The organism is Bacillus sp. NPDC094077 (assembly GCF_050279465.1).
Taxonomy (GTDB): Bacteria; Bacillota; Bacilli; order Bacillales; family Bacillaceae_G; genus Bacillus_A.
Genome location: NZ_JBNNUF010000003.1, coordinates 194,941 through 215,808, shown reverse-complemented (window position 1 = coordinate 215,808; position 20,868 = coordinate 194,941). Strand labels below are relative to the sequence as shown.

The 20,868-nt window shown below is 36.4% G+C and carries 24 protein-coding genes, 2 pseudogenes and 2 other annotated features; of the genes and pseudogenes, 10 read left to right on the top strand and 16 right to left on the bottom strand.

What is annotated here, in order from left to right:
* Position 1: 1 nt before the first annotated feature.
* The 3 genes from trpD to trpE are packed head-to-tail and all read right to left on the bottom strand — an operon-like array spanning position 2 to position 3,026.
* The gene (gene trpD / locus ACQKNR_RS09785) at positions 2-1,027 is read right to left on the bottom strand and encodes an anthranilate phosphoribosyltransferase (RefSeq protein WP_427317380.1); all 1,026 of its coding nucleotides are present in this window, start codon (positions 1,025-1,027) and stop codon (positions 2-4) included.
* Positions 1,024-1,611, bottom strand: coding sequence for an aminodeoxychorismate/anthranilate synthase component II (locus ACQKNR_RS09780; protein ID WP_427317378.1), 588 nt, complete (start codon positions 1,609-1,611; stop codon positions 1,024-1,026). Before ACQKNR_RS09780 ends, trpD begins: the two co-directional genes overlap by 4 nt.
* Positions 1,608-3,026, bottom strand: a complete 1,419-nt coding sequence (gene trpE / locus ACQKNR_RS09775) for an anthranilate synthase component I (RefSeq protein ID WP_427317377.1) — start codon at positions 3,024-3,026, stop codon at positions 1,608-1,610. Before trpE ends, ACQKNR_RS09780 begins: the two co-directional genes overlap by 4 nt.
* Positions 3,027-3,077: 51 nt before the next feature.
* Positions 3,078-3,322 (bottom strand) — a binding site (T-box leader).
* 42 nt (positions 3,323-3,364) lie between these two features.
* Positions 3,365-3,602, bottom strand: a binding site (T-box leader).
* Between the two features lie 306 nt (positions 3,603-3,908).
* On the opposite strand from trpE, the gene putP reads away from it, so the two are divergent.
* Both putP and ACQKNR_RS09765 read left to right on the top strand, forming a co-directional pair.
* Positions 3,909-5,387, top strand: a complete 1,479-nt coding sequence (gene putP, locus ACQKNR_RS09770; protein ID WP_427317375.1) for a sodium/proline symporter PutP — start codon at positions 3,909-3,911, stop codon at positions 5,385-5,387.
* 161 nt (positions 5,388-5,548) lie between these two features.
* On the top strand, positions 5,549-5,947 hold the full coding sequence (locus ACQKNR_RS09765) for an Ig-like domain-containing protein (protein WP_427317373.1): 399 nt from the start codon (positions 5,549-5,551) through the stop codon (positions 5,945-5,947).
* A gap of 24 nt (positions 5,948-5,971) precedes the next feature.
* Here ACQKNR_RS09765 and ACQKNR_RS09760 read toward each other — a convergent pair.
* Positions 5,972-6,085 (bottom strand): annotated as a pseudogene (locus tag ACQKNR_RS09760) (PH domain-containing protein); the annotation flags it as partial.
* A 141-nt stretch (positions 6,086-6,226) separates the two neighbouring features.
* Positions 6,227-6,363 (bottom strand): annotated as a pseudogene (locus tag ACQKNR_RS09755) (PH domain-containing protein); the annotation flags it as partial.
* Positions 6,364-6,450: 87 nt separating this feature from the next.
* Between ACQKNR_RS09755 and ACQKNR_RS09750 the strand changes: the two are divergent.
* The gene (locus ACQKNR_RS09750; protein ID WP_427317372.1) at positions 6,451-7,122 is read left to right on the top strand and encodes a DUF4386 domain-containing protein; all 672 of its coding nucleotides are present in this window, start codon (positions 6,451-6,453) and stop codon (positions 7,120-7,122) included.
* Here ACQKNR_RS09750 and ACQKNR_RS09745 read toward each other — a convergent pair.
* Together ACQKNR_RS09745 and ACQKNR_RS09740 are read right to left on the bottom strand one after the other, a co-directional pair.
* The gene (locus tag ACQKNR_RS09745; RefSeq protein WP_427317370.1) at positions 7,112-7,687 is read right to left on the bottom strand and encodes a Crp/Fnr family transcriptional regulator; all 576 of its coding nucleotides are present in this window, start codon (positions 7,685-7,687) and stop codon (positions 7,112-7,114) included. The genes ACQKNR_RS09750 and ACQKNR_RS09745 overlap by 11 nt on opposite strands.
* Positions 7,688-7,789: 102 nt before the next feature.
* Complete coding sequence (locus tag ACQKNR_RS09740; RefSeq protein WP_427317368.1) at positions 7,790-8,692, bottom strand: DMT family transporter; 903 nt, start codon at positions 8,690-8,692, stop codon at positions 7,790-7,792.
* 204 nt (positions 8,693-8,896) lie between these two features.
* On the opposite strand from ACQKNR_RS09740, the gene ACQKNR_RS09735 reads away from it, so the two are divergent.
* From ACQKNR_RS09735 to exsF, 6 genes are all read left to right on the top strand, one after another.
* Complete coding sequence (locus ACQKNR_RS09735; RefSeq protein WP_427317366.1) at positions 8,897-9,628, top strand: alpha/beta hydrolase; 732 nt, start codon at positions 8,897-8,899, stop codon at positions 9,626-9,628.
* An 89-nt stretch (positions 9,629-9,717) separates the two neighbouring features.
* Positions 9,718-10,236: a YjcG family protein gene (locus ACQKNR_RS09730; RefSeq protein ID WP_427317365.1), complete on the top strand. Its 519-nt coding sequence runs from the start codon at positions 9,718-9,720 to the stop codon at positions 10,234-10,236.
* 1 nt (position 10,237) lies between these two features.
* Positions 10,238-10,660, top strand: coding sequence for a GNAT family N-acetyltransferase (locus tag ACQKNR_RS09725; protein WP_427317363.1), 423 nt, complete (start codon positions 10,238-10,240; stop codon positions 10,658-10,660).
* Positions 10,661-10,759: 99 nt separating this feature from the next.
* Entirely contained in the window at positions 10,760-12,826 is a 2,067-nt protein-coding gene (locus ACQKNR_RS09720) for an ATP-dependent helicase (protein ID WP_427317361.1), read from the top strand.
* Positions 12,827-12,967: 141 nt separating this feature from the next.
* Positions 12,968-13,435 (top strand): CotY/CotZ family spore coat protein, encoded by a 468-nt coding sequence (locus ACQKNR_RS09715; protein ID WP_427317359.1) that lies wholly within the window; start codon positions 12,968-12,970, stop codon positions 13,433-13,435.
* Between the two features lie 161 nt (positions 13,436-13,596).
* Positions 13,597-14,100: an exosporium protein ExsF gene (exsF, locus tag ACQKNR_RS09710; RefSeq protein WP_427317357.1), complete on the top strand. Its 504-nt coding sequence runs from the start codon at positions 13,597-13,599 to the stop codon at positions 14,098-14,100.
* Positions 14,101-14,176: 76 nt separating this feature from the next.
* On the opposite strand, the gene ACQKNR_RS09705 is transcribed toward exsF, so the two are convergent.
* Both ACQKNR_RS09705 and ACQKNR_RS09700 read right to left on the bottom strand, forming a co-directional pair.
* On the bottom strand, positions 14,177-14,362 hold the full coding sequence (locus ACQKNR_RS09705) for a hypothetical protein (protein WP_033666871.1): 186 nt from the start codon (positions 14,360-14,362) through the stop codon (positions 14,177-14,179).
* A 100-nt stretch (positions 14,363-14,462) separates the two neighbouring features.
* Positions 14,463-14,822, bottom strand: a complete 360-nt coding sequence (locus ACQKNR_RS09700) for a DUF1360 domain-containing protein (RefSeq protein ID WP_000899662.1) — start codon at positions 14,820-14,822, stop codon at positions 14,463-14,465.
* A gap of 126 nt (positions 14,823-14,948) precedes the next feature.
* On the opposite strand from ACQKNR_RS09700, the gene exsY reads away from it, so the two are divergent.
* Positions 14,949-15,407, top strand: coding sequence for an exosporium assembly protein ExsY (exsY, locus tag ACQKNR_RS09695; protein ID WP_427317355.1), 459 nt, complete (start codon positions 14,949-14,951; stop codon positions 15,405-15,407).
* A 60-nt stretch (positions 15,408-15,467) separates the two neighbouring features.
* Here exsY and ACQKNR_RS09690 read toward each other — a convergent pair whose 3' ends face one another.
* The 7 genes from ACQKNR_RS09690 to ACQKNR_RS09660 form a co-directional block, all read right to left on the bottom strand.
* Positions 15,468-15,998, bottom strand: a complete 531-nt coding sequence (locus tag ACQKNR_RS09690; protein WP_427317353.1) for a CotO family spore coat protein — start codon at positions 15,996-15,998, stop codon at positions 15,468-15,470.
* A gap of 147 nt (positions 15,999-16,145) precedes the next feature.
* Positions 16,146-16,916: an enoyl-ACP reductase FabI gene (fabI, locus tag ACQKNR_RS09685; RefSeq protein WP_025149155.1), complete on the bottom strand. Its 771-nt coding sequence runs from the start codon at positions 16,914-16,916 to the stop codon at positions 16,146-16,148.
* Between the two features lie 107 nt (positions 16,917-17,023).
* Positions 17,024-17,878, bottom strand: coding sequence for a dTDP-4-dehydrorhamnose reductase (gene rfbD / locus ACQKNR_RS09680; RefSeq protein ID WP_427317351.1), 855 nt, complete (start codon positions 17,876-17,878; stop codon positions 17,024-17,026).
* A 14-nt stretch (positions 17,879-17,892) separates the two neighbouring features.
* Positions 17,893-18,861, bottom strand: a complete 969-nt coding sequence (rfbB, locus tag ACQKNR_RS09675) for a dTDP-glucose 4,6-dehydratase (protein WP_427317349.1) — start codon at positions 18,859-18,861, stop codon at positions 17,893-17,895.
* An 11-nt stretch (positions 18,862-18,872) separates the two neighbouring features.
* The gene (gene rfbC / locus ACQKNR_RS09670) at positions 18,873-19,418 is read right to left on the bottom strand and encodes a dTDP-4-dehydrorhamnose 3,5-epimerase (protein ID WP_427317347.1); all 546 of its coding nucleotides are present in this window, start codon (positions 19,416-19,418) and stop codon (positions 18,873-18,875) included.
* A gap of 8 nt (positions 19,419-19,426) precedes the next feature.
* A complete protein-coding gene (locus ACQKNR_RS09665; protein WP_427317345.1) occupies positions 19,427-20,164 on the bottom strand; it encodes a sugar phosphate nucleotidyltransferase in 738 nt (245 codons plus the stop codon).
* Positions 20,165-20,177: 13 nt separating this feature from the next.
* Positions 20,178-20,858 carry a glycosyltransferase family protein gene (locus ACQKNR_RS09660; protein WP_427317343.1) on the bottom strand — a complete coding sequence of 227 codons (681 nt, stop codon included), beginning with the start codon at positions 20,856-20,858 and terminating at the stop codon, positions 20,178-20,180.
* Positions 20,859-20,868 lie beyond the last annotated feature (10 nt).

Below are 20,868 nucleotides of genomic sequence, written 5' to 3'. Positions count from 1 at the left end.
TTTAATTCACCCTTTCTAATTTTTCATTGCTGGTTGCAATTAATACGTTTAGTTTGGCTAATGCTTTTCCAGAGTCAATGCTATGTGCCGCTAATTGAATTCCTTCTTCAATCGTTTCCGCTTTTCCGTTTGCGAAAAGAGCAAGCCCTGCATTTAATAAAACAGTATCGCGGTATACACTTTTTTCTCCGCTCAATACTTCCATTGTAATTTTTGCATTTTCTTTCGAATTTCCGCCTCTAATTTCTTCATTTTTCACTTTTGAAAAACCATACCTTTCCGGATCAATACTCATTTCTACTATTTCATTATCTTTTAAAACGACGACATGATTTTCTCCCTGTAATGACGCTTCATCTAAAAAGCCACTTCCATTTACAACAAGCGCCTGTTTCCGCCCTAGCTTCTGTAATACTTGCGCAACTGGTAATAACATATCTCGCTTATAAATACCAACAAATTGTGTTTCTAAATGAACAGGATTCGTTAAAGGACCAATTAAATTAAAGATTGTTGGAACGTTTAATTCTTTTCTTATTTTCATAATGCGTCGCAGCGCTGGATGCATGGCTGGTGCGAATAAAAATGCGATCCCGACATGCTCTAGTAAATAATCAATTTCACCTGGCGTACTGCTAATATTTACACCGAGTTCTTCTAATAAGTCTGCACTTCCTGTTTTACTAGAAACAGCACGGTTACCATGTTTTGCAACCTTTACGCCAGCTCCCGCCAGTACAAATGCCGATGTTGTGCTAATATTAAACGTTTGCGCACCGTCACCACCTGTTCCGCAATTGTCCATCACACCTTCTATATGGTTTGAAAACGGCAATGCTTTTTCACGAAGAGCTCGAACAAGACCATATATTTCTTCTGCTGATTCACCTTTCGCTTTCAGTAATACTAAGAAAGCCGCAACTTCACTTTCCAATATGCTGTCACTTAATAAAAGAAGTCCCGCTTCATACATTTCCTCTTCTGTTAAATGTTGTCCCTCCACTAATTTACGAAGATAGTTATTCATACTCTTTCCTCCTCTTTCACTTCTGCTAAAAAGGCACGTATTAACTTTCCGCCTCCTTCTGTTGCAATTGATTCCGGATGAAATTGTAATCCGAAGAGCGGATAATAATTGTGACGAACAGCCATAATTTCTCCGTCGTCCATCGCGGTTGCTAGTACGTCAAAACATTGCGGTAGACTCGTTTGTTCTGCAACAAGGGAATGGTAGCGCATTGCTGTTAACGGCTGCGTCACGTATGAAAAAACCGATGTCCCGTTATGTTTCACACGTGATGTTTTTCCATGTTTAATGCGTTCTGCCCTCACAATTTCTCCTCCAAATGCAGATATGATTGCCTGATGCCCGAGGCAAATACCTAATATGGGAACGTTCTTATAAAAATGACGAACGACTTCAATACAAATGCCAGCATCTTCTGGTTTCCCTGGTCCTGGTGAAAGCACAATTCCTTTTGGATTCATCGCTTCTATTTGTTCCATTGTTATTTGATCATTTCTTACGACGACAATGTCTTCCTCATACTCGCCTAATAGTTGATACAAGTTATATGTGAATGAATCGTAATTATCGATGAGTACAATCATTTCATTACCTCCAAAAGCGCTCTTGCTTTATTTAATGTTTCTTCATATTCAGCTACCGAATCTGAATCGTAGACGATACCCGCTCCTGCCTGAACGTATGCCTTTTCATCTTTTACCACCATCGTTCGAATTGCGAGCGCCATATCAAGATTTCCTGAAAAACTAACATATCCAACTGCACCGGCGTATACATTTCTTTTTTCATTCTCTAGCTCATTTATAATTTCCATCGCTCTAATTTTCGGAGCTCCTGAAACTGTCCCTGCTGGTAAACAATACGCTAATGCATCAAAACCACTCATTTGTTTTTGCAACATTCCGTAAACTTCAGATACAATGTGCATAACGTGAGAGTATTTTTCTACTTTCATATATTTATCTATCGTCACAGATCCAATTTCACTTACTCTGCCAATATCGTTTCGCCCAAGATCCACAAGCATCATGTGCTCTGCTCGTTCTTTCTCATTTCCTAACAGTTCTTTTTCGATTTCTTCATCTTCCTGCTTCGTTTTCCCTCTCGGTCTCGTACCAGCGATTGGATTCGTCATCACTTTATCGTCTCTTACTGATAGCAAACTTTCTGGCGAAGAACCGAGTACAACATAATCTTGAAAATCGATATAAAACATATATGGTGACGGATTTGCAATGCGAAGTTTTCGGTATAATGCAAATGGGTCGCCTTTACATTCACTATGCAAACGCTGCGATAGTACGACTTGGAATATGTCCCCAGCTCGAATGTATTCTTTCGCCGTTTCTACCATCTCACAAAACTCTTTTTCCGTTACGGAAGAGGTGAATGATAATGTTGATTGTATTTCAATTACTTCCGCTTCTTCTCCCTTTAGCACTTCCTCTTTGTATACTTGCAATCTTTCGTATACTTCTTCATAAGAAGCTGAATCGTCTTCTCTGCATACATATACAAACGATAATTTTTGTCGTAAGTGGTCATAAACGATAAACTCATGGTACAGTAAAAGGTGTACTTCTGGAATATTTAATGGATCATGTAAATCTACTCCTACATTTTCATATTGCCGAATGACATCATAGCCAATATATCCAACTGCTCCTCCGCAAAATGGGAATGGACTGTCTACTTGCGATGGTGCAATTACCTCTTCTAACACTTGCAGTACGTTACCTTGCAACTTTTCGGTTTGCCCATATGTCGTTCGTTCCACTTCCGTACCAACGCTTTTCACTTCACCATACGGATTATAACCTAGGTATGAATAGCGCCCTTTATCTTGATGAAGCTGCGAGCTTTCTAATAAAAACTTTTTCTTTCCCTTCATACGTCTATATAAAGAAATTGGCGTAATGCTATCTCCTTCTTCTTCAGCGATTACTAAAAATGTTTTTCCTTGTTCTTTTTGCTTCATAAATTCTTCTTTCGTCATCATGCCTTTCACCTCACTCTGAAAAATAAAAAAGTCCCCTACATATCGAAATATGTAGAGGACGATAAATTTACCGTGGTACCACCTCATGTTGGACGCAAAAGCATCCCGCTTTATTCAGGTACAAAATATATACCTTATCCTTGTAACGGCGGAACCCGGGTTGCCTACTGAAAATAATTGTTCAGCATACCTCTCGTAAGCCCATTCCGTATATGGCACCGCACCAGGCTTCCACCTATCCCCGGCTCTCTGTAACGTCTCCAACATACGTACTCTTCTTACTTAAACGATTTAATTTATTTAATTTTTTATACACAAAAAGGGAGTACTCATCCTATAGAAAGGACGGGTACTCCCGTGGTGCCACCTTAATTCGTTACGAACGTAACGCACTTTACCGTATCAAAAACAATACGTGTCTCTTGTATCGATGAGATCATGTCGCCAAAGCCTACTTCTTTCGTTTCGGTTTGGAAGCTCCGAAGCCCATTCCACATCAATTCCATACTGATTCGCACCAACCATCAGCTCTCTGACATGTTCATCATGTGTACTCTTCTTCATCAACGCCTGCATTTTTTTAAGTTGCACTCATTATAGACCTAACTTTTTTCACAAGTCAATACTTTTTAAAAAATTTTATTTTTCCTTCCTTTCAATATTATATTGACAAAACAACATGTTTTTATGTAAATATAATAAATACTCTATTAAAATTAAGGTTTTTTGTCTAAAAATTATATATTTAAAAAGTAAAACGATGTCAAAAAACGCTTACATTTCTGAAAATTCATATTTGTATATGGATTTTTCAGAATAATCATGATAGATTATAAATATGCATAACGCATCAAAAGACATGACAAAAGGAAGGGGAACTACATGAGTACGCAGATGTTAACTTTAACTTCTATCTCTATTTACATGCTCGGGATGTTAGTAATCGGCTATTTCGCCTACAAACGAACGTCCAACTTAACAGATTATATGCTTGGCGGGCGTACACTAGGCCCCGCAGTAACAGCATTAAGTGCTGGAGCATCTGATATGAGTGGTTGGCTTTTAATGGGATTACCCGGTGCAATGTTTAGCGTTGGATTAAGTAGTAGTTGGATTGCGATTGGCCTAACACTAGGCGCATACGCAAACTGGCTATATGTCGCTCCTCGCTTACGTACCTACTCTGAAATTGCAAACAACTCTATTACTATCCCAGAATTTTTGGAACACCGTTTCCACGACAAATCTCATATGCTACGCTTAGTATCCGGACTTGTTATTATGATTTTCTTTACTTTTTATGTAGCTTCAGGATTAGTTTCAGGCGCTGTATTATTTGAAAATTCATTTGGTATAAACTATCATGTCGGATTATTCATTGTTGCCGGCGTTGTTGTAGCTTACACATTATTTGGTGGTTTCTTAGCGGTAAGTTGGACAGACTTCGTGCAAGGAATCATTATGGTAATTGCTCTTATTCTTGTTCCAATTGTAACAATTATGAATTCGAACGGACTTGGACCTGCATTTGATACAATTCGATCTGTAGATCCAACACGTTTAGATATTTTTAAAGGTGCCTCTACTTTAGGAATTATATCTTTATTCGCATGGGGCCTTGGTTATGTTGGACAACCTCATATTATCGTACGCTTTATGGCCATTTCGTCTGTAAAAGAAATTAAAAGCGCACGAAGAATTGGTATGAGCTGGATGATTTTCTCCGTTGTCGGAGCTATGTTTACTGGTCTTATCGGTATTGCTTACTACTCACAACAAGAGTTGACATTATCTAACCCAGAAACAATTTTCCTTGAACTAGGAAAAATTTTATTCCACCCACTTATTACTGGATTTTTATTAGCAGCTATTTTAGCAGCGATTATGAGTACAATCTCATCTCAGTTGCTCGTTACTTCTAGTGCTATAACAGAAGATTTATATCGTACATTCTTTAAACGTTCCGCTTCTGATAAAGAGCTTGTATTTGTCGGTCGTATGGCTGTACTTGTTATTGCATTAGTTGGGTGCGCATTAGCGTTTAAACAAAATGATACGATTTTAGCTCTTGTTGGATATGCTTGGGCTGGATTTGGTTCTTCATTCGGACCTGCTATTTTATTAAGCTTATATTGGAAACGCATGACAAAATGGGGCGCGCTTGCTGGTATGATTTCTGGTGCCGCGACTGTTATTATATGGACACAGTTTAAATTCTTAAAGGACTTCTTATATGAAATGATTCCTGGTTTCACTATTAGTTTACTAGTAATCGTAATTGTTAGTTTACTAACACAACCTTCAAAAGAAGTTGAAGAGCAATTTGAGGATTTTGAAAAACAACATAGTCATAGTCTATAAAAAAAGCTCTGCTGTTATCGTAACAGCAGAGCTTTCTTTTTATCAAAGTTCGACAATTTCCCATTCGAATTTAACAAATTCTTTATGTTTCGTTAAATTAAATATAACACTACTCCTTTATAGTATTACTATCAGCACTTATACAGAAAGGGGACTCCAACATGTTAGCAGCTTTCCAGCAACAACAAATACGAAAATTTTCACCTATCACAAATACTTCTGCGTCTTGTTTAAACATACAACCTAATCCACCTAAAATTTCAATCGCTCCTTCTGTTATTTCAGTCATCGGTGTTCATATGGAAAAAAATAAGTTAAAAATAAAAACTGGACAAAGTGCTGAGTTATCAGCTTCCGTTTTGCCAATGCAAGCGACGAATAATGAACTTATTTGGTCAAATATGAATTCTGACATCATCACCATATATCCAAAAGGTGAAACCGTAACGATTACTGGAAAAAGTGCAGGAAGAGCAGTCGTAATTGTTACAACTGCTGAAGGAAAATTCCGTGATCTATGCGTCATTCATGTACAACCTTATATGACAAATCCAAAGTAAAAGAGTGGCTATGAAGCCACTCTTTTACTTTGGATTTTTGCTTTTCACAAGATTAATAAATTGTTCTTTATTTCTAGGAGAAATAATTTCTGTTTTATGTACGCCATAAACAACTTCAAGTCGATCAAATGATAAAGTGAAACTTTAATCAGTGGGGGGTTCATCCCCCACTGATTATTAGTTGAACCAATCGGGCGTTTACGGGCAGTTGATCTCCCACCTACCTTCTTTGCTCCAGCCGAATTTTGAGTTGGGAGTTTTACTGCCCACAAATAGCGGGATAAATAGTATGGCTAATGGAATTGTAAAAAACAAAAAAAATATTCTCTCCCTGCAAATATTGGAGCAAAACATGCGCCTAAAACAATGAAAAAGATTGAATATAACCATACGTCTTTTTTTGATGGCAATTCCACTAAACTTCTCCTCTCTTGATTTAAGTCAATGAACCCCCTTCTCTTTCCTATTACAATAAAAACAACATTAGAATAGGGGGACGTATTATGACTGAACGAGAGTATGCCTTATTTGCTGGTACTTCTATACTTGTTATGGCATTCATTGCATTTTTTTCTTACGGTTTTGTTCACGGAAATCTCGTTGTACAAGGAGATGCGAGCACGACACTTCATAATATCCAAAATTCAAATTCGCTTTTCAAAGCGGAAATTTTCGGATGGATTATCATTTTTATTACTGATATTATCGTCGCATGGTCTCTTTATTTCTTTCTAAAACCTATCCATGCTAGCCTCTCATTACTAGCTGCCTGGCTTCGCTTTATGTATACAGCTATACTTGGAGTCGCCATATTCAATCTAATATTGGCATTGCTGCTTTCAAAAAGTACAATTGCTAATCCAGAAACGTATACGATGTTGTTTTTTGGCGCATTCGAATACATTTGGTCTGTAGGGTTAATCATTTTCGGCTTACATCTTTTCGTTTTAGGATATGTAACTTTTCTATCTAAACAAATACCGAGATTTATTAGTGTATTACTATTCATCGCTGCTATCGGTTATATCGTAATTCACATCATGAATACAATGTTTTCACAATATGATACGATTCTCTCAATCATACAAGTCGTGTTCCAATTACCTATAATTGCAGGTGAATTAGGACTTGCGATATGGTTACTGCTGAAAGGTGGCAACTCCTCTACTGTTTGAGCCGCTTCTTAATTCTACTTAATGATTCCGGTGTCATGCCAAGATAGCTTGCCAGTTGATATTGTGGAACGCGATCGATTAAATACGGGCGTTTTCGTAATAATGCTTTGTAGCGTTCTTCTGGTGTCGATGAGATAAATAAAGCAAGCTCGTCTTGTACTTCACCAAAGTTGTACTCGATCATTTTACGTGTCATTTCTTTTAATTGTGAATATTTATTGTACATGTCTTTTTCACTATACAGATCACCCACGACTAACGTGCAGTCTTCTAAACATATTAATGTATGTGACGATGATTGATCTTGTTTATGATGGTTGAAATTTGCGATTGCTTGTTCTTCTGTATAAAAGTTTGATGTAACCTCTTTCCCTGTTTCATCTATACCATATTGTCTTACGCATCCTTTTAATACAAAATAACATTGAGACGGAACATCTCCTTGCCTTAGGAGCACTGTTCCTTTTTTATATTCTTCAATTTGTAGTTCACCGAGAATCATTTGTTGCTGCTCTTCAGTTAATGTTGTAAGGTTTGTCATATACTTCATTAAAATTTCTTTCATACTCCCTCTCCTTCCTCTTTTATTTTTGTATAGAACAAAAAAGAGAAGTTACTAACTCCTTCTCTTTTCATCTCTTATATCCTTTTATTTCCTATCAACTCGTCATAATTCCTGTGTATATACTGGTTCATTCACCACTGTTCGTTTTTGTTGCTGCAGTAAGAAAACAGATACACCAAACAATACGAGAATACTACCGATAATTTGCATTGCATTTAATTTTTCTCCAAGTAAGAAGAACGCTAGTATAGATGCCCCAACTGGTTCTCCTAAAATACTCATTGAAATTGTTGTTGCATTTACATAGTTTAATAACCAGTTATTAATTACATGTGACACTGTCGGCACAACCGCAAGTAAAAGAAAAACGGTCCAGTCCCACTTCGTATAACCTGTAAAAGGTACTTGCAATACGGCATTATAAATTCCCATGAAAAGACCTGCGAATGCAAAGACTGTAAAGCTATAAATCCAGTGTGATACTTTCTTTACTGTCGTTTGTCCGATAAATAAATAACCGACAACCGCTATTACACTTAAAAAGGATAATATGTCTCCATAAATTGCTTGCTTACTTAAGCCTAAATCTCCCCAACCAATGCACATTACCCCTAATATAGCGATCCCCATCGTTGCAATGGCTGAATATGTTGTTTTTTCTTTAAACAGGAAAAAACCTCCAACTAAAGATACGATCGGTTGAAGTGCTAAAATAATGGTCGAGCTAGCAACTGTTGTATGCTTTAAGGATTCAAACCATAAAAGAAAATGAAGTGCTAAAAAGAATCCAGATCCAATTAAAAAGCCCCAATCTTTTATTTGAATCTTCTTAAATTCTTCTCTTTTTTTCCATACAATAGGCAGCATAATAAGTACGATAATCCATAAACGATACATACTTAAAATGGAAGATGGTGCTGAGGACATCTTTACAAAAACTGCTGCGAATGAAATGGCGATTATAGAAATAGCTAATGGTAGTGCGATTGATTTTTCTTGTTTCAAATTCTGTCTCCCCTCTCACCTGTCAAAAATCCCATTTCATTATAGCCGTTTTCTTTCATAACTTAAATACTAATTTTTTAGATTCTTCGTACCATTATGGTAAAATAGAAATGAAAGCACCTATTAGTGAATATTTCTTTCTTTTTTCACTACAAGCGTCGCTCTTACAATCGTTACAGTAAATTTTTATTTAGGGGGATCTACATGAATCAAACAATAGGGAGAATTGAAGAAATTTCATTTTTTAGCACATCACTTCAAGAAGACGTTACGCTTCTCGTTTATTTACCAGTAAATTATACGCCACTGCACAAACATACAGTTGTGATTGCACAAGATGGTAGAGACTATTTTCAGCTTGGTAAAGCGCACCGTGTAATTGAAAGTCTTCGTGAAACTGAAGAAATTGACCGTACAATTATTGTCGGTATTCCATATAAAAACGTACATGATCGCAAAGAAAAATATTTCCCAAATGAAGTGAAAAATGCTGCATATATTCGTTTCCTTGCTCATGAACTTGCGCCATATATCGATGAAAATTATCCAACGTATCAAATGGGAAAAGGCCGCGTTTTAATTGGTGATTCTCTTGGCGGAACAGTTTCCTTTATGACTGCACTTATGTATCCGCATACATTCGGTAAGGTCGTGATGCAATCACCATTCGTTGATGACACAGTGATGAACTTAGCAAAAGATTTCAAAGATCCACAGGTATTGGAAATTTATCACATAATTGGGACGGAAGAAACCGCTGTAAAGCGTACAGATGGACAAGTATCTGATTTCGTACAACCGAACCGTGAACTAAATACGCTTCTGACAGAAAGAAATTTCATCACACACTACGAGGAGTTTGAAGGCAATCATACTTGGAAGTATTGGCAAGCTGATTTACCGAAAGCTTTCTCTCATATTCTATCAATGAAATAATAGAGAGCAGTGTTCAGAATAATTTGATATAATAGATAAAGAGATTCATCTCAAAATCTAACTAGACTTACAAAGGGAGGAATTGGAACATGAAATTAGGCATTGTAATTTTTCCATCAAAAATGATTCAAGATAAAGCGAACGGATTGCGTAAGCGTTATGATCCGCACTACGCATTAGTTCCGCCACATATTACATTGAAAACACCCTTTGAAACGCAAGATGAACGATTAGAATCGATTGTAAAAGAATTACATACAATCGCAAATAAAACGAACCCTTTCACCCTTCATGTAGGAAAAGTTGGTTCATTCGCACCTGTTAATAATGTTCTTTATTTTAAAGTAGAAAAAACACCTGAACTGACTTTCTTAAATGAAGAAATGCATAACGGACTCTTCACGCAAGAACGCGAATATGCTTTCGTACCTCATTTAACAATCGGACAAAACTTATCAGATGCAGAGCATGCTGATGTATTAGGTCGATTACGTATGAAAGATTTCTATTATGAACAACCAATCGACCGTTTCCATCTTCTATATCAATTAGAAAACGGAACATGGACAGTACACGAAACATTCCACCTTGGAAAGGGGAACAACTAATTTGCACGCACAAATCGTACAAACGGACGAACAGCTAAGAGATGCTTTCTCTGTACGTAAACAAGTATTTGTAAATGAACAACGTGTTTCTGCCGAAGAAGAGTATGATGAGTTTGAAGAAACTTCCACACACGTTGTTATATATGATGATAAGATTCCAGTTGGGGCTGGTCGCTTTCGCACCATTGATGGAATAGGAAAAATAGAGCGCATTTGCGTACTAGCTTCCCATCGTAAAAAAGGAATTGGAAAGATTGTGATGGACGCACTTGAAGCGTATGCGAAAGAAGAGTCACTTCCAAAAGTAAAACTTCATGCTCAAACACATGCTGAAAATTTCTATAAAAAACTTGGATATGTGACGAGTTCCAATGTATTTCTGGAAGCGAATATCCCGCACGTCGTAATGATAAAAGAATTGTAATTTTAAAACAGGAGGTAACCCCTCCTGTTTTTTACATTGCTATTTTCTTTTTCTTCCGCTAAAGTTAAATGTTGATGCTATAGTTTTGAAGGTGAATATATGACACAAGAAAAATTTTCACAAAAATCATTAACACACGCTGGGATTCCGCAAGCGACGTATCATATTCCAAAAACATCTACCCATTTAATTATGGAAGAAGATGCAGATGCGGCGTATTTCCGCGCTCTAGAACAGCAAAACGTTTATTTAAACGAAAAACAATTAGAAGCAGTGCGAACGACAGAAGGTCCTGTTCTTACATTAGCTGGTGCCGGAAGTGGAAAAACATCTGTTTTAACAACTCGAGTAGGTTATTTAGTGAATGTAAAACAAGTTCATCCGCGAAATATTTTATTACTTACATTTACACAAAAAGCTGCTGAAGAAATTCGAACTCGTGTAGCAAACTTACCTGGTATGAACCATGCTGCAAGTAGCTACGTTGTTGCTGGTACATTCCATTCTGTCTTTTTAAAATTGCTTCGTAGCCAAGGATATAATCAGCAAATTTTAGCAAATGAAAAACATAAACAAATTATGATAAAGAAAATATTAAAAGAATTACGTTTGAAAGACGATTATGATGCGGAAACGATGCTCGCTATGATTTCACTTGAGAAAAACAAATTAAATCGTCCGAAAGCTGTAAAAGCGAAAACACCAGTCGAACAAGAATTTAAAGAAGTATACGAACGTTTTGAAGAGGTAAAACAACGATATAATTATATCGATTTCGATGATATCTTATTAGAAACATATTATATGTTAGAAAATAACGCTCCCTTGCTCACTCAATTACAACAACGTTTCCACTATATTGAAGTAGATGAGTTTCAAGATACATCGTATGCACAATATGAAATTGTAAAATTGTTAGCTTCACCAAGAAATAATTTATTTATTGCAGGTGATGATGATCAAGCGATATATGGCTGGCGAGGAGCAAGTCACCAAATTATTTTATCTTTTCCAAAAGAATTCGATAATACAACGATCATCGCACTGAATACGAATTATCGATCCAATCCATTTATCGTCGGACTTGGAAATGAAGTTATCAAACTAAATCAAGAACGTTTTGATAAAGAGCTATATTCTGTTCGCGAAGAAGGTGTACAACCATTTTACGCAAGACCAGCTACGACTCTTGATGAAGCAAATCAAATTTTGCAGCTCATTCAAGAAAAAGTAGATAGTGGCGAACGAAACTATAAAGATTTTTGTTTACTGTATCGCACACATTCTGTAAGCCGTTCTTTACTTGATCAGCTTACAATTCATAAGATCCCGTTTATCAAACACGGAGCGAGCCAATCATTTTACGAACATTCTTTAATTAAACCCGTATTAGATCATTTACGACTCGTGCTTGAACCGTTTCGCTTAGAATCACTTTCAAATATATTACCGACGATGTATATCGGCCGTGATGAGTGTATTTCATTTATTGAACGGGAGCAATGGAAATATGGTGAGGGGCGTTTCCCTTCTCTTCTTCATTTCTTATTACTAAATCCAAGCTTGAAACCTTTTCAAGTGAAAAAAGTAAATGAACGTATCGATTTTATTAAATTTATAAAAGAACTAGAACCGAAAAAAGCATTAAAAGAAATTATTCATGGTAAAGGAAAATATTTAGAGTACTTACAAAGTAACGATCGTTCTTCCTTTACGATGCATAAAGACATACAAGAAGAAATGTTAGAAGAATTAATGGAATCTGCCACGCGCTTTACCGATATTCCAGCTTACTTACAATTTATTGACGAAGCAATTCAAGGCCAAAAAGAAATGGAAGCATTAAAAACAATGCCACAAAAAGATGCCGTTTCGCTTATGTCCATTCATAACGCGAAAGGTCTGGAATTTCCATGCGTCTTTTTACTTGGTGCAAGCGATGGTATTTTGCCGCATACATCTTCTTTAAAAGATGCAAATGATCGTGTCACGGACACCTCTGAAGCTTTAGAAGAAGAACGTCGACTACTTTATGTCGCAATTACACGTGCAAAAGAAGAACTTTACATTTCCTCTCCGCAATTTTTCAGAGGAAAGAAATTAGATATATCTCGTTTTTTATATACTACAAGAAAAGACTTGCCTGAAAAGACATCCACGAAATAAGGATGTCTTTTTTATATTACGCTATGTACATCCCTACTATATAAATTCCCTGTTTTTATCATGAGAATTAACGTAATATCAACCATATCCCACTCATATTGTAATAGTGTATGTCAGAACTCACGATAAGGAGTGAACATAATGAGCTGCAATTGTAACGAAGATCATCATCACCATGATTTTGATTTCAACTGTGTATCTAATGTTGTTCGTTTTATACATGAACTACAAGAATGCGCAACCACAACATGTGGATCTGGTTGCGAAGTTCCATTTTTAGGCGCACATAACACTGCAACCGTAGCAAATACGCGTCCTTTTATTTTATACACAAAAGCTGGAACACCTTTCGAAGCATTTGCACCATCCGGAAGCCTTACTAGCTGTACGTCTCCGATTTTCCGCGTTGAAAGCATAGATGATGATGACTGCGCTGTATTACGTGTATTAACTGTAGCTATCGGTGGTGATCCTGTACCACCTGGCGATGATCCAATTTGTGCGTTTTTAAATGTACCAAATGCGACACTAAAAGCAACAAGCGTTTGCCTTACTGTTGATTTAAGTTGTTTTTGCGCTATTCAATGTTTACGCGATGTTTCTATTTAAAACAAATAATCATTTAAGCACCAATTGGGTGGCAGAACATTCTGCCGCCCAATCGGTGCTTAAAAATATTAATTTTTATTTTTAAAATTGGGAACTTGTCTAGAACAAATAGCTTGTCCCTTTCATTAACTGAAAGTAGAACAAATAAAGGAGTGAAAAACATGTTCTCTTCTCATTGTGAATCTATTAAAATTGACTGTGAGGCAAAAGCAGTTAGTACACTACCTGCTTTTGGCTTTGCTTTCAACGCTAGTTTTCCGCAATTTGCAACAGTATTCGTACCACTAGCATTACCTAGCACAAGTCCAAATCCAAATATTCCCGTTCCAGTAATAAATGATACAATAAGTACAGGAACTGGTATTAAAATTCAACGGGCTGGTATTTATCAAATTAGCTATACATTGACAGTAAGCCTTGATAACTCTCCTGTCGCACCAGAAGCTGGTCGCTTTTTCTTATCACTAGATACACCAACTAACATTATTCCAGGATCAGGAACAGCAGTCCGTTCTGACACAATTGGAACTGGTGAAGTAGACGTTTCCAGCGGTGTTATCCTTATTAATTTAAACCCTGGCAACTTAATTCAAATTGTACCAGTTGAAGTAATTGGAACAGTAGATGTTCGTGCGGCTGCATTAACAGTTGCACAAATTAGCTAGTAAAAAGCGGTATTTCTTCATTGAAATACCGCTTTTTATATTTATAATAAAAAACACTCATAGTAACATGAGTGTTTCATTCTTCATATTGTTTTATTATGTTCTTCTTTTTCCCGCAATTACATCCCTTTTTCTTCACAAATCCTTGTTGTTGCAATTGTTCTTGATATGCTTGTTGTTTTGCTTGGTGTTGCTGCTGTATGTGATACCATTGCTGCAGGTCATATGAATTTTGCCTTGGATTATTGCTCACAGCAAACATCTCCTCTACTGTCAATTCTGTCTATTCACTATATGAACAACTTCTTATTTCCGTTCCCTCATTCTTTTAAACTCCGCTTTTTCTAATATCATAAAATTTATTATTCTCCCATAAAATATCCAGTAATTGTTTCAATGATTGCTGCTGCACCTGCAATAGCTAATAATGCAAGTAACGGCTCTGCAACGATAGGAATCCAATTATATAAAACTAATAAAAAAGCACTAACCCATACACCTGTACACCAATAACAGCTTAATAATTCACCAATCCACTTTCTTAATCCTTTACCTTTTACTTTTGTAAAAGTTGATACACTTCCATCCGGCTCCGTAATCTCTAACTCATCAATAAACGGTCTTCGTAAAAAGGCTGTAATTTTATCATAAACAATTAGACGGGTTAACCTAAAAGCCGCTAGTGCGAAAATAAAAAATAAAAGCCAGCTTGTAAACAGCATGATTCCACCTTCCCTTATCTTCTTTCGCCTATTTAAAAAAAAAAGGTCTTGAGATTGTGACCAAATCTCTCCGACTCCAATATCTTATTAATGTAAATACAAACAAGAAGATAAGGAGTGACATTAATGAGTTGTAACGAAAATAAACACCATAGCTCTTCTCATTGTGTAGTTGACGTTGTAAAATTCATCAATGAACTACAAGATTGTTCTACAACAACGTGTGGATCTGGTTGTGAAATCCCATTCTTAGGGGCACACAACACTGCATCAGTAGCAAATACACGCCCTTTTATTTTATACACAAAAGCTGGAGAACCTTTTGAAGCATTTGCACCATCAGGAAGTCTTATGAGCTGCAGATCCCCAATTTTACGTGTTGAGAGCGTAGATGATGATAGCTGCGCTGTACTACGTGTATTAACTGTAGTATTAGGTGATGGCTCCCCTGTACCACCTGGTGACGATCCAATTTGTACGTTTTTAAACGTACCAAATGCAAGATTAATATCGACATCTACTTGCATTACTGTTGATTTAAGCTGTTTCTGCGCTATTCAGTGCTTACGCGACGTTTCTATCTAATAAATTTAGTAAACTAAAAAACTATTGGGGTGGTAGAAAAATTCTACCACCTTTACATATTTAAAAGCCTGCCATATCAATCGATTCGATGTCTTCTATAGATAACCTAATATCTCTCATACTATTTGGTGGCATAATGAATACAGTACCATTACGGTACGATATAATCGATCCGATATATGAGACCGTCGCAGTTTTTATTCTACATCTCACTTTTGGGATATAATGAGGGCGATTTAATAAAAAGTGAATTTTTTCTTCATTATTCATATCCTTAAATGATTTATTGTACGGGACCGTTCTCACTCGCTCTTCTTGTTCTTGCTCTTCTTCTATTTTTTCTTCTTCCACTTGATACTCTTTTTGTGGTTCTTGTTTCTCTTGCTCTACCACCTCTTCCGTAGCACTACTTACAATATTTTCGCTTCTATCACTTTTCCCTTTTCGATCCTCATCTTCAAAATTCGTTAAAATAATTCTTTTTATTTTCGGTGCAGCAAGTTCTAAATTTACTTGCGTAATATATAACAACGGTTTTCCAACTGTTGAACTTTTATTTTTATTCTTCACACTCGTCCCTCCCACTTCCATACGTAGCTGGATAAATCGTGTACTATTATAGTTATATTCATAACAATGCGAGAACTTTCATTAAAAATCGTTCTTTCCCAGAACAATTAAAAAGGACAGCCTCAATATTTAGAGACTGTCCTAAAAAAACTATACTCAATATTATATTTATCCTAAAATATGATATCCTGAATCAACGTGAATGTTTTCTCCAGTTACTCCGCGTGCTAAATCACTGAATAGGAATACTGCTGTATCGCCAACTTCTTCTGGAGTTGTTGTGCGGCGAAGTGGTGCGCGCTCCTCAATTTCTTTTAAGATTGAGTTAAAGTCGCCTACACCTTTCGCAGATAACGTACGAATTGGCCCTGCAGAAATAGCGTTGACGCGAATGCCGTGTTGTCCTAAATCGTTTGCTAAATATTTCACGCTAGCTTCTAATGAAGCTTTCGCAACACCCATAACGTTATAGTTTTTCACAACGCGCTCGCCGCCAAGGTATGTTAAAGTTAAAATATTTCCGCCTTCTGTCATCACTTTCTTCGCTTCTCTTGCTACAGCTGTTAAAGAGAATGCACTAATATTTTGTGCAAGTAAAAATCCATCGCGAGAAGTATCTACAAATTCGCCCTTTAAATCATCACGATTTGCAAAAGCAATACAGTGTGCAACACCGTGAATTGTACCAACTTCTTGCTTAATCGTTTCAAAGCAAGCTGTAAGTTCCTCATCATTCGTTACATCACAAGGTAATACAAGTGATTCTTGTCCTTCTAATGTTTCCGCTAATTCACGAACGTTTCTTTCTAAACGCTCTCCTGCATATGTGAATATTAATTTTGCACCTGCATTATGCAAAGAGCGAGCAATTCCCCATGCAATACTTCTTTGGTTCGCAACGCCCATAACAACAAATGTTTTTCCTTGTAATAGTTCCATGATATATCCTCCCAGAAATACTTATACTTGTTATTAGTACCTGATACTATAATTATAGTACCATAAAATGGTCTAAAGGCAAACAAAAAATCACTAGCTCAAAATCACTAGTGACTTTTTGTTTCTATAAAGAAACGCTTTAATCCTTCTTCCCAAGATGGCATCTTTGAAAAACCATTTAATTGCAACATTTTATGCTGAAATATTGAGCATTTGGGTCTAGGCGCCTTTGCTCCGAATTCTTCTGTAGATACAGAAAAAATTTTTACTTGTTTGTTGGATTGAGAAAAAATTTCCTTAGCAAGCTCATACCAAGAACACGATCCACTATTCGATACATGGTACGTACCGTATAATGATGTAACAATGAGTTTTTTTATTACAGCAATTAAATCCTGTACATACGTGGGAGACCCCACTTGGTCAGCAACAATAGATAAACTTTCCTTCTCTTCTCCTAGTCGCATCATAGTTTTTACAAAGTTATTTCCATATTTCCCATAAAGCCATGACGTGCGAATAATAAAATATTGATTGTGTAAATCTTTTACAAACTGCTCTCCTGCATATTTTGAAGCACCGTATATATTTATGGGTGCTGGTTGATGAAATTCATGATAGCCATTCACCTTATCACCAGGAAATACATAATCTGTACTTATATAAACGAATTTCGCTCCCAGATTTTGCGCCACTACTGCTACATTTCTCGTGCCAATTGCATTTACTAAATAAGCTAAATCTTCTTCTTCCTCTGCTGCATCTACTTTTGTATAAGCAGCGCAATGAATGATAACGTGAGGATGTATTTGTTTCAATATATACATGACTTGAGACATATTCGTAATATCTAATCCATTTTTATCAAATGGATACACTTCATACAAATCTGGACTTAACTCTTCCACCATTTGTTTTCCCAATTGACCATTTGCTCCTGTTACAATAATCCGTTCTTTCATCTGCGAGCCCCTTATTATTCCTTTAATGGTTTCCACCACTGCCTATTCTCTTTATACCACTTAACTGTTTCTTGTAAGCCTTGTTCAAATGTATACTGCGGTTCCCATCCTAACTCTTCTTTCATTTTTGTTGCGTCAATTGCATAGCGACGATCATGCCCTAATCGATCTGCAACAAACCGAAGATCTTGTTTTGTTTTTCCCAGTAAACTCATAATCTGTTCAACTACATCTATATTTGTTTTTTCATTATTTCCACCAATGTTGTACACTTCTCCAAAATTCCCTTTATGCAGTACAACATCAATTGCACTACAATGATCATTCACATGAAGCCAATCTCGTATATTCAATCCATCTCCGTATAACGGTAGCTTCTTTCCTTCGAGTGCATTCGTAATCATGAGCGGAATCAACTTTTCAGGATATTGATATGGTCCATAGTTATTGGAACAGCGTGTCACAATAATCGGCAATTGATACGTTTTATAATAGGATAGAGCAATCATATCGGCACTTGCCTTACTAGAAGAGTATGGACTACTTGGATCTAAAGGAGTTTGTTCTGTAAATTTCCCTTCGTCCCCTAAAGAACCGTATACCTCATCTGTTGATACTTGCACCAATTTAATATGAGGATATTTTTTTACTAATTCTAACAATGTTACTGTACCAATTACGTTTGTATTATAGAAAGGTATCGGATTTTCAATACTGCGATCTACATGTGATTCCGCTGCGAAATTTACAATCGCTTGCACTTCATATCGCTGAATAACATATTCTACAAGTTCACGATTTTGAATGTCCCCTTTTATAAAAGAATAGCGGGAATCTTGACCAACAGAATGTAAGTTTTCAAGATTCCCACTATAAGTTAAAGCATCGTAATTTATAATGCGATATGTTTCATATGCTCGCAACATATAATGTATAAAGTTACTACCAATAAATCCAGCTCCACCGGTTACTAATATATTCATGTACAACTCTCCTACTTAATATCTTCACACTCACTAATTTTTGGGAGTAATTGATCTTTTTCTGATAAAATCGGCACCTTTACTGGCCAAAGAATTGCTAATTGTTCATCATCCCAATGGATTCCGCTATCATGCATAGGACTATAATACTCATCGACTTTATACATAACAATTGTTTCCGGAACAAGCGTGCAAAAACCATGAGCAAACCCTTTTGGAACAAGCAGTTGCCTGTGATTATCGGCACTTAAAATATACCCTTGCCATTGTCTATATGTGGGCGATTCGGTACGCAAATCGACAACTACATCATAAATTGCACCTTGCACGACTTGAACAAGTTTTGTTTGTGCTTTGGGTTTTTTTTGAAAATGTAATCCTCGAATTGTACCTGCTTTAGCAGAATAGGAAATATTATCTTGAATAAATGCATGTGTAGCGCCAATCTGTTCTAATGTTTTCTTATTATAGCTTTCTGTAAAAAAACCACGGTCATCTTGAAACAATTGCGGTTCCAACAATTTCACACCAGTAAAATACGTTTCAATGACTTCCATTCTCTCACCTATTCCCCATTAAACTGTTTCCCAAAGTCTATATCCCGTGCAAATATATTTGCTGTTTGAAGAGAAGTATGAGTTCCAGCATCCGTCCACCAGCCGCTCATCTCATTATAAGTAAGTACGCCTTTTTTCAAATACCAATTGTTTATATCTGTAATTTCAAGTTCTCCCCTTGCTGATGGTTTTAACTGCTTAATATATGAAAATACTTGTGCATCATACATATAAATCCCTGTAACTGCATATGAACTTTTTGGTTCTTTCGGCTTTTCCTCAATCTCGATAATTTTTCCATTTTCGATAGATGGTACACCGAATCTTGCTGGATCTTCCACCTTTTGTAGCAATACTTTTGCTCCTTGCTCTTGCTCCATATATTCTTCTACATATGGACCCAGCTCATCCGAAAAAATATTGTCACCAAGTATAACCAGTATTCGATTATCACCAACGAAATGTTCACATAACCCTAAGGCCTCTGCAATACCTCCCGCGCAATCTTGCACACGATAGGTAAACGATACTCCAAAATCATAGCCACTCCCTAAAAAATTAACAACATCCCCCATATGTTCTTTTCCAGTAACCACCATAATGTCAGTAATTTCACACTGTTTTAATTTGTATACTGCATGATAAATCATCGGATAACGCCCAACTGGAAGTAGATGCTTATTTGTCACTTTCGTAATTGGATATAGTCTTGATCCTGTTCCTCCCGCTAAAATAATTCCCTTCATCTCATTCTCTCCTTTATGTTGGAGGTGTAGAATCCATATAATGCTTCACGAGAACTTGGCGATATTTCTCATAAGCAATAGAATCAAATTCATCGCCGTTATAATGAATACACCATACCCTCGTTTGGTTAGGAATACCAACTAAATAACCTGCTTTTCTAAATTCTAATGACTGAGAAACATCGTAAAAATGAAATCCATCAAATAAATCTTCACGCCACGGTAAATCATATTGCGTGGCCATTAATAATCCATCAATCGCTTGCACTGAAGTAAAGGTTTTGGATTCGTAAAATTCCTTTTCCAAACTTAATAACTGGTAGTTTTTTCTTCTATATTCAATCACTTGCCCCACTAAATTTTTCCCTTCCCACCATATACCATTCTGAGGTAAGTACTGACACCCCGCCACTCCAATCAAACCAAGTTTTTCATTAGATGCAAAAGTGGAAATTAAATCTATAAATAAGTTGCGATTAATAATAAACGTATCTTGATGCAAATACACTTTATATTTCGCTGGATATGAAAGTGCTTGATTATATGCACTTGTCATGCTTTTTGCATTATATATCGGGAATATCCGAACTTGAAATTCAGGTGGGACAATGACATTTTTAATTTGCCGCTCACATTGTTCAAAAAGCTCTTCATTATTCACACAAACGACTACCAAAATCGTTTTTTCTTTCATCCTTGTAATC

Bases quoted from the DNA above. Each gene is read 5' to 3' on its own strand.
- ACQKNR_RS09745 (WP_427317370.1), bottom strand. From the start codon at position 7,687: ATGAAAGAAATTTTAATGAAGTATATGACAAACCTTACAACATTAACT.
- ACQKNR_RS09735 (WP_427317366.1), top strand. From the start codon at position 8,897: ATGAATCAAACAATAGGGAGAATTGAAGAAATTTCATTTTTTAGCACA.
- rfbD (WP_427317351.1), bottom strand. From the start codon at position 17,878: ATGAAAGAACGGATTATTGTAACAGGAGCAAATGGTCAATTGGGAAAA.
- ACQKNR_RS09720 (WP_427317361.1), top strand. From the start codon at position 10,760: ATGACACAAGAAAAATTTTCACAAAAATCATTAACACACGCTGGGATT.
- exsF (WP_427317357.1), top strand. From the start codon at position 13,597: ATGTTCTCTTCTCATTGTGAATCTATTAAAATTGACTGTGAGGCAAAA.
- ACQKNR_RS09730 (WP_427317365.1), top strand. From the start codon at position 9,718: ATGAAATTAGGCATTGTAATTTTTCCATCAAAAATGATTCAAGATAAA.
- ACQKNR_RS09700 (WP_000899662.1), bottom strand. From the start codon at position 14,822: ATGCTGTTTACAAGCTGGCTTTTATTTTTTATTTTCGCACTAGCGGCT.
- exsY (WP_427317355.1), top strand. From the start codon at position 14,949: ATGAGTTGTAACGAAAATAAACACCATAGCTCTTCTCATTGTGTAGTT.
- ACQKNR_RS09715 (WP_427317359.1), top strand. From the start codon at position 12,968: ATGAGCTGCAATTGTAACGAAGATCATCATCACCATGATTTTGATTTC.
- ACQKNR_RS09750 (WP_427317372.1), top strand. From the start codon at position 6,451: ATGACTGAACGAGAGTATGCCTTATTTGCTGGTACTTCTATACTTGTT.
- ACQKNR_RS09705 (WP_033666871.1), bottom strand. From the start codon at position 14,362: ATGTTTGCTGTGAGCAATAATCCAAGGCAAAATTCATATGACCTGCAG.
- trpE (WP_427317377.1), bottom strand. From the start codon at position 3,026: ATGATGACGAAAGAAGAATTTATGAAGCAAAAAGAACAAGGAAAAACA.
- rfbC (WP_427317347.1), bottom strand. From the start codon at position 19,418: ATGGAAGTCATTGAAACGTATTTTACTGGTGTGAAATTGTTGGAACCG.
- putP (WP_427317375.1), top strand. From the start codon at position 3,909: ATGAGTACGCAGATGTTAACTTTAACTTCTATCTCTATTTACATGCTC.
- ACQKNR_RS09765 (WP_427317373.1), top strand. From the start codon at position 5,549: ATGTTAGCAGCTTTCCAGCAACAACAAATACGAAAATTTTCACCTATC.
- fabI (WP_025149155.1), bottom strand. From the start codon at position 16,916: ATGGAACTATTACAAGGAAAAACATTTGTTGTTATGGGCGTTGCGAAC.
- trpD (WP_427317380.1), bottom strand. From the start codon at position 1,027: ATGAATAACTATCTTCGTAAATTAGTGGAGGGACAACATTTAACAGAA.
- ACQKNR_RS09690 (WP_427317353.1), bottom strand. From the start codon at position 15,998: ATGGAAGTGGGAGGGACGAGTGTGAAGAATAAAAATAAAAGTTCAACA.
- ACQKNR_RS09780 (WP_427317378.1), bottom strand. From the start codon at position 1,611: ATGATTGTACTCATCGATAATTACGATTCATTCACATATAACTTGTAT.
- ACQKNR_RS09665 (WP_427317345.1), bottom strand. From the start codon at position 20,164: ATGAAGGGAATTATTTTAGCGGGAGGAACAGGATCAAGACTATATCCA.
- rfbB (WP_427317349.1), bottom strand. From the start codon at position 18,861: ATGAATATATTAGTAACCGGTGGAGCTGGATTTATTGGTAGTAACTTT.
- ACQKNR_RS09660 (WP_427317343.1), bottom strand. From the start codon at position 20,858: ATGAAAGAAAAAACGATTTTGGTAGTCGTTTGTGTGAATAATGAAGAG.